Raw genomic sequence first — 15,470 nt, forward strand, 5'->3', positions numbered from 1 at the left:
TATCCCGTTTTTTTTGTGTGTCCTAGTCTTTTCCATCATCATGTAACCATGCAAATAAGTAGATTGGACAGTCCAATTCTATTTCGATAAAATCGAATGGTGTCGAAAATAATTTATGGGGGGTGTAAACGGGCAATGACGCGTTATTTGATCAGTAAATTTTTCTATATGTTGCTGTCTTTGTTCATTCTGATCTCTGCGACGTTTTTTCTCATGAAAGCAATTCCGGGTAACCCCTTCATGAGTGAAAAAGCGACTTCTCCTGAGATTCAAGCCCGGTTAATGGAGCAATATGGGCTGGATAAGCCTGTATATGTCCAATATTTTAAATACTTAGGTGATATTGCTTCAGGTGATTTTGGTATTTCTATGAAAAAGCTGAATCAAAGTGTAACTGACATTATCGGACAAACGTTTACGGTTTCCCTCAAACTCGGTTTTGTTGCCATAATCGTGTCGATAATTGTCGGTATCTTGCTAGGAATGCTAGCAGCTTTGTATCATCGTAGGCTCATAGATAACGTCGCTATGGTATTAGCTATCATGGGGATTGCGGTTCCCAGCTTCGTTCTGGCATCGTTAATTCAATTTTTCTTTGCTCAACAGTTAGGCTGGTTTAATGTTATGGGCTTTGAAGGCCCGATGGATTACTTCTTGCCAGTTGCGGCTCTATCTGCTTCACCGATTGCGTTTATCGCTCGACTAACGCGTTCCAGCATGCTGGAAGTACTCCATGCAGATTACATTAAGACTGCCAAGGCTAAAGGTTTGAAATCCATTACAATTATGTTCAAACACGTTATACGTAATGCCATTCTTCCAGTTGTTACCTATGTAGGACCAATGACAGCCAATATTATTACGGGTTCGGTTGTTATTGAACGAATCTTCGGGATTGGCGGTATCGGTAAGGTGTTCGTAGATAGTATTACAACCCGTGATTATACGATGATTATGGGAGTTACTATTTTTTACGGTATTTTGTTGATGGTGGCACGTTTTATTACGGATATTGCATATGGATTTATTGATCCGCGGATTAAGCTTACTGGCGGGAAGGAGGGATAACTTTATGTCTGTTAAAGATAATGCTGTGAACTTGGATAAACTTCAGGTGAAACCGGAAGATTTCCAGAGGGTCGGAGCGGATGAAAAGCAGTCTGAAGTTATTCAGCGTGAAAGCTTATCCGCTTGGCGAGATGCTTGGGAGCGTCTTCGTAAAAATAAATTGGCTATGACGAGCTTAAGCGTTTTGGTTCTCATAGTGCTTGCTTCAATTATTGGTCCGATGCTGTCGCCATACGATGACCGCACGAATGATTTGTTGAGCACCAATCTTCCTCCATCGGCGGAACATTGGTTCGGCTGCTGCAATGATTGACTTGATGATTGGTGTAATTTATGGTGGAATTATGGGTTACTTTGGTGGCCGCGTTGATGAAATCATGAATAAATTTTCTGAAATCTTGTATTCCATTCCTTACTTGCTTGTTACAATTCTGTTGCTGGTTGTACTGGAGCCAAGTATCACCACCATTATTATTGCGCTCTGTGTAACAGGGTGGATTAACATGTCGTGGATTGTACGTGGTGAAATGCTGCAACTTAAAAACCGAGAATTCGTACTTGCTTCCCGTTCAATGGGTGCTGGTGCGGGTCGTTTGTTGTTCCGTCACTTGTTGCCTAACGCGGTAGGACCAATCATTGTCACATTGACCTTGACGGTTCCAAGTGCTATTTTCTCCGAGGCATTCCTGAGCTTCCTTGGATTAGGGGTACAGGCTCCTCAGGCATCGCTGGGTTCAATGATTGAATCAGCTCTGACAGGGTGGATGTATTACCCTTGGCGGATGCTTTTCCCAGCAGGTTTGATCAGTTTGATTATGCTTGCGTTCAACCTTTTTGGCGACGGCTTGCGTGATGCGCTTGATCCGAAGTTGAAGAAATAGGAGGTGAGATCATGGTGAGTAGCAACAATTTAATTGAAGTTGAAGGCCTTAAAAAGTATTTTAATGTTGGCAAAAACCGTGTGCTCAAAGCGGTGGATAACCTGAATTTCTATATTCGTGAGGGTGAAACGCTGGGTATGGTTGGCGAATCCGGTTGTGGTAAGTCTACAGCGGGTCGTACTATTTTGCGCTTGTATGAGCCTACAGCAGGTAGCGTACGTTTTAACGGCACAGATATTTACAAATTATCACCGGGGAAAATGAAAGCAATGCGTCGTGATATGCAGATGATCTTTCAAGATCCGTATGCATCATTGAACCCGCGTTTTACCGTGTCTGATATTATTGGTGAGGCACTAGATATTCACAATATGGCTGGTAGCCGTGCAGAACGTAAGAAACGGATTGAGGAGTTACTCGATCTGGTTGGTTTGAACCCTGACCATGCAACGCGCTATCCGCATGAGTTTTCTGGTGGCCAACGTCAGCGGATCGGTATTGCCCGTGCATTGGCTGTTAATCCTAAGTTCATCATTTGTGATGAGCCGATTTCAGCGCTTGACGTATCTATTCAGGCTCAAGTTGTCAACTTGTTGAAAGAGCTTCAAGAACGACTTGGCCTGACGTACCTGTTCATTGCGCATGATCTGTCAATGGTCAAGCACATCAGTGATCGGGTAGCTGTAATGTATAGAGGCAGAATGGTGGAGCTTGCTGAAAGCTCTGAATTATATGCCAATCCGATTCATCCGTATACGAAAATGCTTTTGTCGGCGATTCCACTTCCTGATCCGGAAGTTGAAGCCAACAAAAAGCGAATTATTATGCCTGACGATCAAGGCGGACCGATTCATAACGCGTCCGATAATAAGGCAGGGGCTTATAACCTGGAAAATGCCACGCTTATCGAAGTGTCTAAAGGGCATTTTGTAGCTGAACCTTACGCTTGATCTTGTTCTATATACCAACCGCCGAGTTATTCGGCGGTTTTTTTTGTAGGAAGCTTTGACGTGGACATGGGCTTTCGGTACAATCAAGCAGTAAGGTTTTGGTGGAGACAGGAGGCAGACCCATGAAAATAGTTCCGGAAACGCTTCGCGGAGGGTCGGCTTTGGCAGAAGACTATATACAGGGTACAGGACGCGCAAGCGATTTGTATGAATATGATATTCTGCACGCCGATGCTTATGCCCAACGGGCGAAGTGGCTGGATAAGACGGAGCATCTGCGATTAAATCGTAAGGATGTCGTAGCATGTCTTCGTATATACAATGAGCAACACAATTCGCATGAGGCGGTTCATACTTCATTGGACCGTTTGGAAAGCCCAGATGCTTTAGTAGTAGTTGGCGGACAGCAAAGTGGACTGTTCACAGGCCCAATGCTGGTCATTTATAAAGCCGCTACGATTATTAAAGCAGCTAGAGAAGCTGAAGAACGGCTTGGACGTCCGGTTATTCCAATTTTCTGGATTGCTGGTGAAGATCATGACTGGGACGAGGTCAATCATACATACGTAATGGCAAAAGACCCGCAAGCAGTTAAAATCAAGCTGAATAAGCAGCCTGAACGTCGTTCTTCAGTTAGTGCTATTAAAGTCGATACGGTTGAGTGGAAGCAAGCGATGGCGGATATAGAGCAATGCTTGCCAGATTCAGAACATAAGACCGATATTATGCACATGATTGAGCAGGGTTTGACAGAGTCATATGGACTAAGTGATGCCTTTGCCAAGCTGATGGGTCGTTTGTTTGGTACCTATGGATTGGTGCTCATGGATTCTGCAGATCCTTTGCTGCGCAAGCTAGAGGCATCCGTTTTTAGACAGTTGGTTCAGCACAATGATGAGTTGGAGACAGCGTATAGGACAACCGCTACGCGGATCGTGGACTATGGTTATCACTTACAAGCGGATGTGCATGAAGGTGGTGCGAACCTTTTTTACATTCATGAAGAGGAACGCCTACTGCTTTTCAAAAAAGCTGGATTATTCACAGATCGACGCGGTTTGGTGGCATTTACAGCGGTTGAACTGCTTGAAGAGATAGATAGACACCCCGAACGTTTTAGTAACAATGTACTAACTCGTCCGCTCATGCAGGATTCGCTGTTCCCGGTACTGGGGTCTGTGCTGGGTCTAGGAGAAATTGCCTACTGGGCAATTACACGGGACGCTTTCGAAGTGCTCGGGATGCAGATGCCGATACTGCTGCCGCGTATGTCTTTTACATTACTGGAGCCGGGCGTGGAAAAGCATATGCTTAAGTACGAACTAACTTTTGGCCAAGTTAGAGACGGGCTTGAGGAACGAAAAAAGCAATGGATCGCCACTCAAGATCAGCTTGGAATGCAGGATCAGTTTTCCGAGGCTAAGGATGCTTTTGTCCGCATCTATAAACCGCTTATACAGCAGACAGGGATGATAGAGAAAGGTTTGCTACAGCTCGGAGAAACCAACTGCGAGAAAATTCTGGGGCAGATTTCCTATCTGGAGGCAAAGGTGGAGGAAGCGCTGCTTCGGCAAAATGGAACAGCACTTCGCCACTGGGATCATATCGAGTGGTCGCTTTTCCCATTTGGACAGCCGCAGGAGCGTGCATATACGATCTATCATTTTCTGAATCGTTATGGTCTCGACCTGATGAATATGATTATGAACGTACCATTGGATCTGTCGGGAACGCATCGTGTGATTTATGTATAATGATCATAAACGAATTTAACTAATATTTAGGAGGAAATAACATATGACTTCCCATTCTCTGCAAAATAGCATTATTCACGATCTTAACTTGGCCCCTGAAGGTCATTTGAAAATTGATTGGGTAGAAGCCCATATGCCGGTATTGAACCGTATACGTCAACAATTCGAGCAAGAGCAGCCTTTTGCTGGTCTGAAGGTAACGATTTGTTTACATCTGGAGGCCAAAACGGCTTACCTAGCTAAAGTGGTACAAGCAGGTGGAGCACAGGTCACCATTACGGGTAGTAATCCTTTGTCGACACAAGATGATGTTTGCGCCGCATTAGTAGAAGATGGCGTTACGGTATTAGCTAAATACAATCCAGATCCAGAGGAATTCAAGAATTTGCAAATCAAGGCTCTGGAAACTAAGCCAGATCTCATTATAGATGACGGTGGTGACCTGGTTACTCTGTTGCAATCTGAACGGCCTGATCTGATTTCTACGATCCGTGGAGGAGCAGAGGAGACCACTACAGGGATTATTCGTTTGAAGGCCTTGGAAAAAGAAGGGCAACTTCACTTTCCGATGGTAGCTGTAAATGATGCTTACTGTAAATATTTGTTCGACAATCGCTATGGTACAGGCCAGTCAGCTTTCGACGGTATTATTCGTACGACTAATCTGGTTGTGGCAGGAAGTACAGTGGTTGTGGTGGGTTATGGATGGTGCGGCAAGGGGGTTGCAATGCGTGCGAAAGGGCTGGGAGCCAACGTGGTTGTAACGGAAGTTGATCCAATCAAGGCTGTAGAAGCCCATATGGATGGTTTTCATGTATTGCCAATGGTGGAAGCTGCCAAACTGGGCGACTTCTTCATTACAGTAACTGGAAATAAAGCTGTAATTACAGGGGAACACTTTGATGTTATGAAGGATGGAGCTGTGCTGTGTAACGCAGGGCATTTTGATGTGGAGGTTAGCAAGCCTGAGCTCGCTAAACGCTCCGAATCCATTCGCACAGTGCGTCGCAATATCGAAGAATACCGCTTTAAAGATGGACGTAAAATGTATTTGCTCGCAGAAGGGCGCCTCGTGAATCTAGCTGCCGCTGACGGTCATCCAGCAGAGATTATGGATACGACATTTGCTCTTCAGGCACTTGGCTTGAAATATATGAATGATCGTTACAACGAGCTGGGTAAAGCTGTGATTAATGTACCTTATGAAATTGATGAGCAAGTGGCTCGATTCAAGCTTGATAGTCTGGGAATCAAGATTGATACATTAACAGAAGACCAAAAGGTCTATCTGGACAGCTGGAACGCCTAATCTATTTTCGGTCACGATGTCCGCTGCAGAAATGGTGCATTTTTAAGCAAGTACTTGTATAGGTTGACATGATGGATAGAGAATAAGCCCTTTATTCCGTGTTGTTTCGAAACCTGATGCATATTGTCGGGGGTTCGACTTCATGGGATAAGGGGCTTTTTGGCATCTTATGACGCGGGGCAACAATAACAGACATATGCCCGAATTCTAGGTTTATCACTTTTTTGTAATGAAAAAGAGGTCTTTGATTTTTTAAAGCGAATCTATTATGCTTAGGTGGTGGAAAGTGGGCCAAAGTGGGAGAATGGGGTAAGGGGTGACGAAACCAATGTTTATGGGGGAGTTCCAACATAGCATTGATGAGAAGGGTCGGCTTACTGTCCCGGCCAAGTTTCGTGAACTTCTCGGTGCCTCGTTCGTGGTTACCCGCGGGCTTGACCAATGCCTCTTCGTGTATCCTATGGATGAGTGGGCTGTCATGGAGAAAAAACTTAAAGCACTGCCTTTGATGAAGGCTGATGCGCGTGCGTTTACCCGGTTTTTTTTCTCGGGAGCGACTGAATGCGAATTGGACAAACAGGGCAGGGTAAATTTACCGGGGAATTTGTGCGAATACGCCAAGCTTACAAAAGAGTGCGTCGTATTGGGAGTGTCCACCCGGGTAGAGATTTGGAGTAAGCATACTTGGGAGCAATATTTCAACCAATCAGAAGAAGCATTTAACGACATTGCTGAGAAATTGGTTGATTTCAACTTTGAATTGTAATTTAGGAGGTCAGCCGTTTGTTTCACCACATTACCGTACTCAAGGAAGAAGCAACACAGGCACTAAACATCAGGCAGGACGGGATTTATGTGGACTGCACGTTGGGAGGGGCAGGACACAGTTCCGTCATTGCATCACAGCTTGGCCCTGAGGGGAGGCTTATTGCCTTTGATCAGGACGACTGGGCATTGAACAATGCACGAGAGAAGCTGTCAGCCTATGAAGGAAAGATTTCATTAGTGAAATCCAACTTCCGCCACTTGCAGGACAAGCTGGCCGAACTGGGATTGCCCGAAAAAGACGGCGTCCCGCAGGTCCAGGGTATTTTGTTCGACCTGGGTGTATCCTCGCCCCAGTTCGATGAGGGGGAGCGGGGATTCAGTTACAATCATGATGCACCGCTAGATATGCGGATGGATCAGAGCAGTTCGCTTACGGCATATGAAATTGTTAATGAATGGCCGGAGGCGGAGATTGCGCGTATCCTGTTTCAATATGGAGAAGAGAAGTTCTCCAGGCGGATCGCGAAGATCATGGTTGAACGTAGAATGAACAAGCCTATTCACACAACGGGGGAACTTGTCGATATTATCAAAGAAGGAATTCCGGCTGCGGCACGCAGAACCGGGGACATCCGGCTAAACGCAGTTTTCAGGCTTTGCGGATTGCTGTGAATGATGAGCTGGGTGCACTGGAAGATACTTTGCATCAGGCAGTAAAATGTCTGGCTCCAGGGGGCAGAATTTCGGTTATTACGTTTCATTCCTTGGAGGATCGGATATGCAAGCATATTTTCAAGGAGTATTTGGCGAAAAGCATCTATCCGTCTGACTTGCCGATTCTGGATGACAAAATGGTAGGCGATCTAAAGCTGGTGAATCGTAAGCCGATTGTGGCATCAGAAGAAGAGTTAGAGCTTAATCCACGATCCCGGTCAGCCAAGCTGAGAGTTGCCGAAAAATTGTAAATTTAATGGAGAAGGAGAGGCGACATGGCTTATACACGCGGTAATTTGGCTGTAAAAGAAAGAGCCCGTCAGGAACAGGTTCAGCAACAACGGTATCGTGAGACCACTAAAGTCGTTACACGCCGCAGAGAGCTGCCGATTCGAGAAAAGCTGCTGTATCTATTGACACTTGTAGCATGCATTGTCATTGCGGGGACGTTGATTGGCAGATATGCGCACATTTATCAAATTAATTATGCGATTAATACAGCCAGCAAGGACATTTCCAAATTACAGACCAATATCGCCCAATTGAAGATTCAGAAGGAACGTCTGGAGAATCAGATTGTGCCTACTGCAAAGGAACAGGGATATATCGAACCAACAAGAGAGCCCATTCGTGTGGAAAAGCAGGCTGCCAAATAGTTAAGAGCATAGCATCAAGCTATGCTCTGACGTATATTTTTTGCAGAGAGGTTTGAGCTATGGTCAAAAGAATAAAGCTTCGCACACTGCTGATAGGGGGATGTATTACCCTCTTTTTTCTTGTTCTGCTACTTAAAGTATTTTGGATTCAAGTTGTGAGTGGGGAATACTGGCATAATCAGGTAGTTGCACAGATAGAAAGAGACCAGGTGATTCAGCCCAAGCGTGGAACTATAATGGACCGTAAAGGGAATGTACTAGCTACGGATGCACCGGCTTACACGGTGGTTGTCAACCCTAGCATCATTCAGGAGTATGATCTGGAGAATGAGGTTGTAGCCAAGCTGCATCAGCTTCTCAAAACGCCTGAGGATGAACTGAGAAGACATCTATCTGCAAAGGATAAAAAGGGTAACTATTTAAAAAACCGTGAGATTCGTAATGGAGGCTGGAAGGTAGACCCTGAGGTGAAGGCACAGGTGGATACATTCAAAGAGTATTTGAAGGATAAGTATGAGGTAGTTGGAGCTGTGGACACTGTTCAGGAATCCAAACGCTATTATCCAGAAAATAAGCTGGCTTCTCATGTCCTTGGCTATTTGCGAAAAGATGGTACAGCAGGTATGGGGTTGGAAGCTTATTACAATAAAGAGCTCTCCGGCACGGCTGGAAAGCTTCTATATCAGCGGGACCGAAAGGGAGTTCCTCTTCAGGGATCGGAAAGTGTCTATGAGCCGGCACAAAATGGTAAAAATTTAAAGCTGACGATTGATGATACGATTCAGTATTATATAGAGGATGCCATGCAGGAAGCTATCGCAAAGTATAATCCCAAAACGATGACTGTCGTAGCGGCTGATCCCAAAACGATGGATGTTCTCGGTTTGGCGACTTATCCGAATTTTAATCCCAATACATATGGGAGTACACCTTTGGAAAATTTCCGTAATAATGCTACTCAGTCTATCTACGAACCAGGCTCCACGTTTAAGATAGTAACCTTGGCTGCTGCGGTTCAAGAAAAGGTATTTAATCCGAATGAGACCTACCAATCTGGTATGATTCGTGTCGGAGGCTGGGATATTCGTGACGTAAGCCGTAGCTGGGGAACATTAACCTATCTTCAAGGGGTCAAGCGTTCAAGTAACGTCGGTTTTGTCCATTTGGGGCTGGATAAGCTGGGTGGCGAGAGGCTGAAGAAGTATATCAATAACTTTGGGTTTGGTGTCAAAACAGGCATTGATCTTCCGAGTGAGTCTACCGGTGCTATCACATTCCATACCCAGTACAAATCCGAAGTCGCAACGGCTTCATATGGACACGGACGGGTTCAGGTAACGCCAATTCAGCAGGTGGCAGCGATCTCGGCGATTGCTAACGGTGGGAAGTTGATGCAGCCTCATCTGGTGAAGGAAATTATAAACCCAGATACAGGCGAAGTGCAGACGATTCGACCGAAGGAAGTCCGCCAAGTGATTACTCAGGAATCGGCAACTCAGACAAGCAGCTATCTGGAGCAGGTCGTGTCTGACCAGGAAATTGGTACGGGACGTCTAGCTTATATTGACGGATATCGTGTTGCTGGTAAAACAGGGACAGCGACGAAAGTCGTCGGAAAAGTTTACGATCATTCGAAGGATGTCGTGTCTTTTATTGGTTTTGCACCAGTAAATGATCCGAAAATAGCTGTCTTGGTAGTTATGGATGAACCTAACAAATCGGTAGGCGGCGGTACAGCAGCAGCACCTGTGTTTAAAAAAATCGTGTCCCAATCGCTGCAATATATGGGGGTTCCCAAAACGGGAACCAAAACGAATAAATCAGGTGGGGCTGCAGCGAAAACGGTGAATTTACCAACGGTACCACAATTAACAGGCCAAGTGAAGAAGGATGCGCAAAACGCATTGCTCAAACAGGGGATTGCTTACGAAACGGTAGGTAAAGGCTCCAAAATTGTTCGTCAGTATCCTGAAGCAGGCGTCAAAATGAAACCGGGACAGCGCATCTATTTGCTGACTGAGGATAGTGCCAACATGACGATTCCCGATTTTACAGGTGTCTCGTTGCGTGACACACTTCAAGTTCTGACGCTTATGAAGGTTGGTGTTCAGGTAAGCGGGGAAGGGTATGTTGTCTCTCAAAAGGCACAAATGGTAAATGGCAAGCGGGTCGTCAGTGTGACGCTTCAGCCGGCCAAAGAAACAGTGACCGGAGTGAAGCCGGAGGAAACACAGGACTCGACTACTGGAGTTGCAGCTAACGAGACAGGCAATGCAACGAAAACGGAAGCCGATACTAAAACCAAAGCCGATACTACTGCGAATACTGAAACCAATGCGGGAACTCCAAAGGGAGGAATATCTGCTGTAGCAGATGAGAAAAGTGCTGCCGCGATTAAAGGCGAAGATAACTGATAGCTTGTTCTAATGTCCGTTCTTTTGAATATTCATGAGGTAAGACATGTCATGAGTATTTGAGGAACGGAGGGGGCGCGTTTGAAAAAATCTAACGTGACCATGCGGCGTAGGCTGGTATGGGGGCTACTGGGATTGTTTGTACTGTTTGCGGCCTTGTCGATCCGGCTCGCCTATGTTCAATTGGGTAAAGGAGGCGAGCTCTCAGCCAAGGCTGAGGAATCGTGGCGCCGCAATATTCCTTTTGCCGCCAAGCGTGGCGAAATTTTGGATCGACAGGGTACTGCGCTGACCTATAATGTCAGTTCGCCGACTGTCATGGCGATACCAGTACAGATTAAGGAGCCGGAAGAAACGGCTCGCAGGCTGGCGCCGTTGCTAGATATGAGTGAGGATAAAGTGCTCAAGCTGATTACCAAACGAACAGCAAGCCAAAAACTTCAGCCCGGTGGACGAAAAATTACGATGGAGAAAGCCCAGAAAATTCGTGATTTGAAGCTGCCGGGTATCGTTGTTGCTGAAGACAACAAACGTTATTATCCTTATGGTGATCTAGCGGCTCATATTCTTGGATTTACCGGAATTGATAATCAAGGGCTGACAGGCGTAGAGAAGCAGCAAAACAGTAAGCTTCGGGGAATCGATGGAAGCATCGCGTATTTATCAGACGCAGGTGGCCGTCTGATGCCTGGTTCTTCTGAAAAGTACATTGAACCGAAGGATGGACTGAATTTACAATTAACCATTGATAAATCGGTGCAATCCATTATGGAACGAGAGCTTGACCAAGCCATGGTCAAATTTCAGGCGAAGTCCGCGCTGTCTATTGCGATGAACCCGAAGACGGGTGAAATATTAGGCATGGCTGGACGGCCAAGCTATGAGCCAGCGCTTTACAAGCAATATGCGCCTGAAATTTATAATCGCAATCTGCCGATTTGGATGACATATGAACCTGGGTCTACTTTTAAAATTATTACACTTGCCGCTGCCTTGGAAGAAAAGAAGGTCAATCTCAAAAATGACCGTTTCTTTGATCCGGGATATATTGAAGTTGGTGGAGCACGTCTGCGTTGTTGGAAAAAAGGCGGGCATGGCAGCCAAACCTTTCTTCAAGTGGTAGAAAATTCATGCAATCCCGGTTTTGTAACGTTGGGACAACGTCTGGGCAAAGAAACACTGTTCAAGTACATTCGCAATTTCGGCTTCGGCAGCAAAACAGGAATTGACATGATTGGTGAGGGCAATGGCATTTTGTTCAAGCTACCTCAGGTCGGACCTGTAGAGCTGGCTACTACGGCCTTTGGTCAAGGGGTATCTGTCACTCCGATTCAGCAGGTTACGGCTGTATCGGCAGCAATCAATGGCGGCAATCTTTATAAGCCTCACATTACAAAAGGCTGGATTCAGCCCGGAACTGGAAAGGTTCTCGAAAAAGTGGAGCCGGAACTGGTGCGTAGAGTTGTTTCAGAGGATACCTCTCGACAGGTAAGGGAAGCGCTGGAAAGTGTCGTCGCTAAAGGTACAGGTCGCCCTGCCTTTATTGAGGGTTACCGGGTTGGAGGTAAAACGGGGACAGCACAAAAGGTGATTAACGGACGTTATTCTTCCTCGGAGCATATTGTATCCTTTATTGGTTTTGCTCCGGCGGATGACCCGCAAATTGTCGTCTATACTGCTGTCGATAATCCGAAAGGGATTCAATTCGGCGGTGTAGTTGCTGCGCCAATCGTGCAAAATATTTTAAAAGATGCACTGATTGCCTTGAAAATACCACCTCGTACTAATCAAATTGCCAAAGAGTACAAGTATGGCGAAAATCCGATTGAAACGGTACCTGATCTGGTAGGTGCCACTGCAGCTGATTTATATGAAGATATGAATATGAACTTTATGCTCGTGAAATCTGGGTCAGGCAAGACGGTCGTAAGTCAGGCACCGAAGCCAGGCTCTCGATTGGAACGAGGATCAACGATCCGTATATATATGGGGGATTGATAGGTTCTTTTTATACCATACTATGAATAACGAGAGAGCAATGGAGGAATGTAAGATGCAGCTTCAACAATTGGCTTCACTGCTGGCCGTTTCCCGAGTGGTGGGTGACGGTACAGTGGATTGCCGAGGAATCGGGGCGGATTCACGTCGTGTCCAGCCAGGAGACTTATTTCTGTGCTTGCCTGGTTTTACAGTGGACGGACATGATTATGCTGAGCAGGCCGTTGCGTCTGGGGCGGCGGCTTTGGTCGTAGAGAGAGAACTGGATGTGCCTGTTCCGCAGCTTGTTGTTAAGGATGCGCGACATGCCATGGCGGTTTTGGCGGATTACATGTTTGATTCACCAAGCCGCCGCATGCGCATGATCGGCATAACCGGAACGAACGGGAAAACAACGATAACATACCTGCTTGAAAAAATTATGAAGGACGCCGGGGTGAACACCGGGCTGATTGGTACCATCCAAATGCGTTACAATGGCCAGTCTTATCCTATGTCCGGCACTACGCCTGAAGCAGTAGAACTGCAACGTTATCTCGGGAATATGGCAGAGCAAGGGGTTCAATGCTGTGTCATGGAGGTATCCTCACATGCTTTGGAGCAGGGCCGTGTCAAAGGAACAGATTTTCGTACCGCTATATTTACAAACCTAACGCAGGACCATTTGGACTATCACAACACGATGGAGGAGTACCGCGCTGCCAAGGGACTTTTGTTTTCCAGATTGGGAAATGCCTTCTCGCGTGATGCATCCAATAGTAAATATGCTGTTCTGAATGCAGACGATCCGGCCTCTTCCTATTTGCAGGCTCAAACAGCGGCCCAAGTGATTACCTACGGCGTGGAAAAGGATTCGGATGTGCAAGCGTCTCGTATCACTATAAGTGCCAAGGGAACATCCTTCCATGTCTCCACTTTTAAAGGAGATACTGATATTGAGCTTCGGATGGTAGGCAAGTTTAATGTGTACAACGCACTAGCAGCCATTTCAGCTGCTTTGCTGGAAGGAATCTCGTTGGTGGATATCAAGCGGAGTCTGGAATCTATCGCAGGCGTAGATGGGCGCGTAGAGCCTGTTGATGCGGGTCAACCCTTTGCTGTAATCGTTGATTATGCCCATACGCCAGACGGATTGGAAAATGTCCTTCGTACCGTAAAGGAATTTGCGATTGGTAAAGTATGGTGTGTATTTGGATGCGGCGGAGATCGGGATCGTACGAAACGTCCGTTGATGGGGAAAATTGCTGCACGATACAGCGATCATTCGTTTATTACATCCGACAATCCGCGAACAGAAGACCCGATATTGATTTTGAAAGACATCGAACAAGGGTTGATTGATGAAGGTGTACCTGCCGAACGTTATGAACTGATCGTGGATCGCAGAACTGCAATTCATAAAGCTGTTGAAATGGCAAGCCCTGACGATGTAGTATTGATTGCGGGAAAAGGTCACGAGACTTACCAGTTAATCGGAAAAACGGTGCATGAATTCGATGATCGCATCGTAGCCAAAGAAGCGATAAGGGGTTTATCCAAGTGATGAAAAGAACAATCGGTCAGATTGCATCCATGTGTGGAGGAACACTTCACGCACAGGCGGACGCTGAACGGATGGTTGAGGGCGTTTTTACAGACTCACGCAGGCCGCAGAGTCTGGGACTGTTCGTTCCACTCGCGGGTGAACGATTTGATGGACATCATTATGTTCAGCAGATCGTAAGCGAGGGAGGGGCAACAGCATATTTATGGCAAAAGGATCATGGAACACCTCCGTCCGTAAATGCTATTGAGGTCGAGGATACGTTAGAAGCCCTTCAGCATCTAGCGGCCGCATACTTGCGCGAAACTGACGTTTCTGTCGTCGGAATCACGGGAAGCAACGGTAAGACGACGACGAAAGATATTGTAAATGCTCTATTGGGCACGACTTTTAAAGTACACAAAACCGAAGGAAATTATAACAATCATATCGGGTTGCCTTTAACAGTACTGTCCATGCCGCAGGATACAGATATCCTGATTCTGGAGATGGGCATGAGTGGACGCGGGGAAATCCGTCTGTTGGCTAATATTGCCCAACCAGATGTAGCTGTCATAACTAACATTGGCGAATCGCATTTACTTCAGCTTGGTTCTCGCACTGAAATTGCTCGTGCAAAGCTGGAAATTGCAAGTGGGATTAAATCTGGTGGATTGCTTATTTATAATGGGGATGAACCACTACTTCCACAAGTGTTGGCAGAACCTGAAACGGTCAAGCCTGAAGGATTAAAATTATTCACGTTCGGGTTAGCTGCGGACAATGATGATTATCCAATTGAAATCACTTCGGATGAAGAAGGTAGCTCATTCATAACAGCCCAATCCGGCCAAGAGGCTTTCCGGCTTCCCTTACTCGGACAGCACAATGTTGTAAACGGATTGGCAGCGCTGGCGGTAGCACGTCATTTCAATGTGGATGCAGACCATATACGTAAAGGATTGTCGTCTTTAAAGCTGACGGGCATGCGCATTGAGGTCGTGAAGTGTTCGGATGGACTTACCGTGCTAAATGACGCTTACAATGCCAGTCCTGCTTCAATGAAGGCTGCAATTCAGACGTTGTCTGCATATCAAACGAGTGGACGTAAAATTGCCGTGCTTGGGGATATGCTGGAGCTGGGCGCTGAGGAAAAGCAATTTCATGAGGAAATTGGGCGTTTTGCTGCAAAGCATAACATAGAGGCACTGTTTACCTATGGTGCGTTAGGCGCTTCGATTGCGCAGGGTGCGCAAGGGACAATGCCAACTGCTAACGTACACGCTTATACTGATAAGCAAAAGCTGATCCAGCATTTGCGGTCTTATCTCCATGCCGATGATATTGTGCTGGTTAAGGCATCCAGAGGGATGCGATTAGAAGAAATTGTGGATGCGCTGAAAAACGGTCCGCTACAGAACTGATGTTGACGAGAG

The 15,470-nt window shown here is 46.2% G+C and carries 10 protein-coding genes and 2 pseudogenes; all 12 read left to right on the forward strand.

All coding sequences use genetic code 11. From position 1 onward, the window contains the following. Positions 1-135 precede the first annotated feature (135 nt). Positions 136-1,068, forward strand: a complete 933-nt coding sequence (locus G7035_RS17205) for an ABC transporter permease (RefSeq protein ID WP_016821554.1) — start codon at positions 136-138, stop codon at positions 1,066-1,068. A gap of 4 nt (positions 1,069-1,072) precedes the next feature. Beyond that, positions 1,073-1,949: pseudogene (locus tag G7035_RS17210) on the forward strand (ABC transporter permease). A gap of 11 nt (positions 1,950-1,960) precedes the next feature. Next, the gene (locus G7035_RS17215) at positions 1,961-2,899 is read left to right on the forward strand and encodes an ABC transporter ATP-binding protein (RefSeq protein ID WP_016821552.1); all 939 of its coding nucleotides are present in this window, start codon (positions 1,961-1,963) and stop codon (positions 2,897-2,899) included. 122 nt (positions 2,900-3,021) lie between these two features. After that, positions 3,022-4,653: a bacillithiol biosynthesis cysteine-adding enzyme BshC gene (bshC, locus tag G7035_RS17220; protein ID WP_019688032.1), complete on the forward strand. Its 1,632-nt coding sequence runs from the start codon at positions 3,022-3,024 to the stop codon at positions 4,651-4,653. 43 nt (positions 4,654-4,696) lie between these two features. Beyond that, positions 4,697-5,962 carry an adenosylhomocysteinase gene (locus tag G7035_RS17225; protein WP_019688031.1) on the forward strand — a complete coding sequence of 422 codons (1,266 nt, stop codon included), beginning with the start codon at positions 4,697-4,699 and terminating at the stop codon, positions 5,960-5,962. A 328-nt stretch (positions 5,963-6,290) separates the two neighbouring features. Beyond that, positions 6,291-6,728, forward strand: coding sequence for a division/cell wall cluster transcriptional repressor MraZ (mraZ, locus tag G7035_RS17230; RefSeq protein ID WP_013311099.1), 438 nt, complete (start codon positions 6,291-6,293; stop codon positions 6,726-6,728). A gap of 17 nt (positions 6,729-6,745) precedes the next feature. Beyond that, a pseudogene (rsmH, locus tag G7035_RS17235) lies at positions 6,746-7,695 on the forward strand (16S rRNA (cytosine(1402)-N(4))-methyltransferase RsmH). A 24-nt stretch (positions 7,696-7,719) separates the two neighbouring features. Further along, on the forward strand, positions 7,720-8,100 hold the full coding sequence (locus G7035_RS17240) for a type VI secretion system membrane subunit TssM (RefSeq protein WP_013372097.1): 381 nt from the start codon (positions 7,720-7,722) through the stop codon (positions 8,098-8,100). Positions 8,101-8,159: 59 nt separating this feature from the next. Further along, entirely contained in the window at positions 8,160-10,514 is a 2,355-nt protein-coding gene (locus tag G7035_RS17245) for a penicillin-binding transpeptidase domain-containing protein (protein WP_019688030.1), read from the forward strand. Positions 10,515-10,595: 81 nt separating this feature from the next. Further along, on the forward strand, positions 10,596-12,512 hold the full coding sequence (locus G7035_RS17250; RefSeq protein WP_019688029.1) for a stage V sporulation protein D: 1,917 nt from the start codon (positions 10,596-10,598) through the stop codon (positions 12,510-12,512). A gap of 55 nt (positions 12,513-12,567) precedes the next feature. After that, positions 12,568-14,055, forward strand: coding sequence for a UDP-N-acetylmuramoyl-L-alanyl-D-glutamate--2,6-diaminopimelate ligase (locus G7035_RS17255; protein WP_019688028.1), 1,488 nt, complete (start codon positions 12,568-12,570; stop codon positions 14,053-14,055). Beyond that, positions 14,055-15,458, forward strand: coding sequence for a UDP-N-acetylmuramoyl-tripeptide--D-alanyl-D-alanine ligase (locus G7035_RS17260; RefSeq protein WP_019688027.1), 1,404 nt, complete (start codon positions 14,055-14,057; stop codon positions 15,456-15,458). Before G7035_RS17255 ends, G7035_RS17260 begins: the two co-directional genes overlap by 1 nt. Positions 15,459-15,470 lie beyond the last annotated feature (12 nt).

It is taken from the genome of Paenibacillus polymyxa, assembly GCF_015710975.1.
Taxonomy (GTDB): domain Bacteria; phylum Bacillota; class Bacilli; order Paenibacillales; family Paenibacillaceae; genus Paenibacillus; species Paenibacillus polymyxa.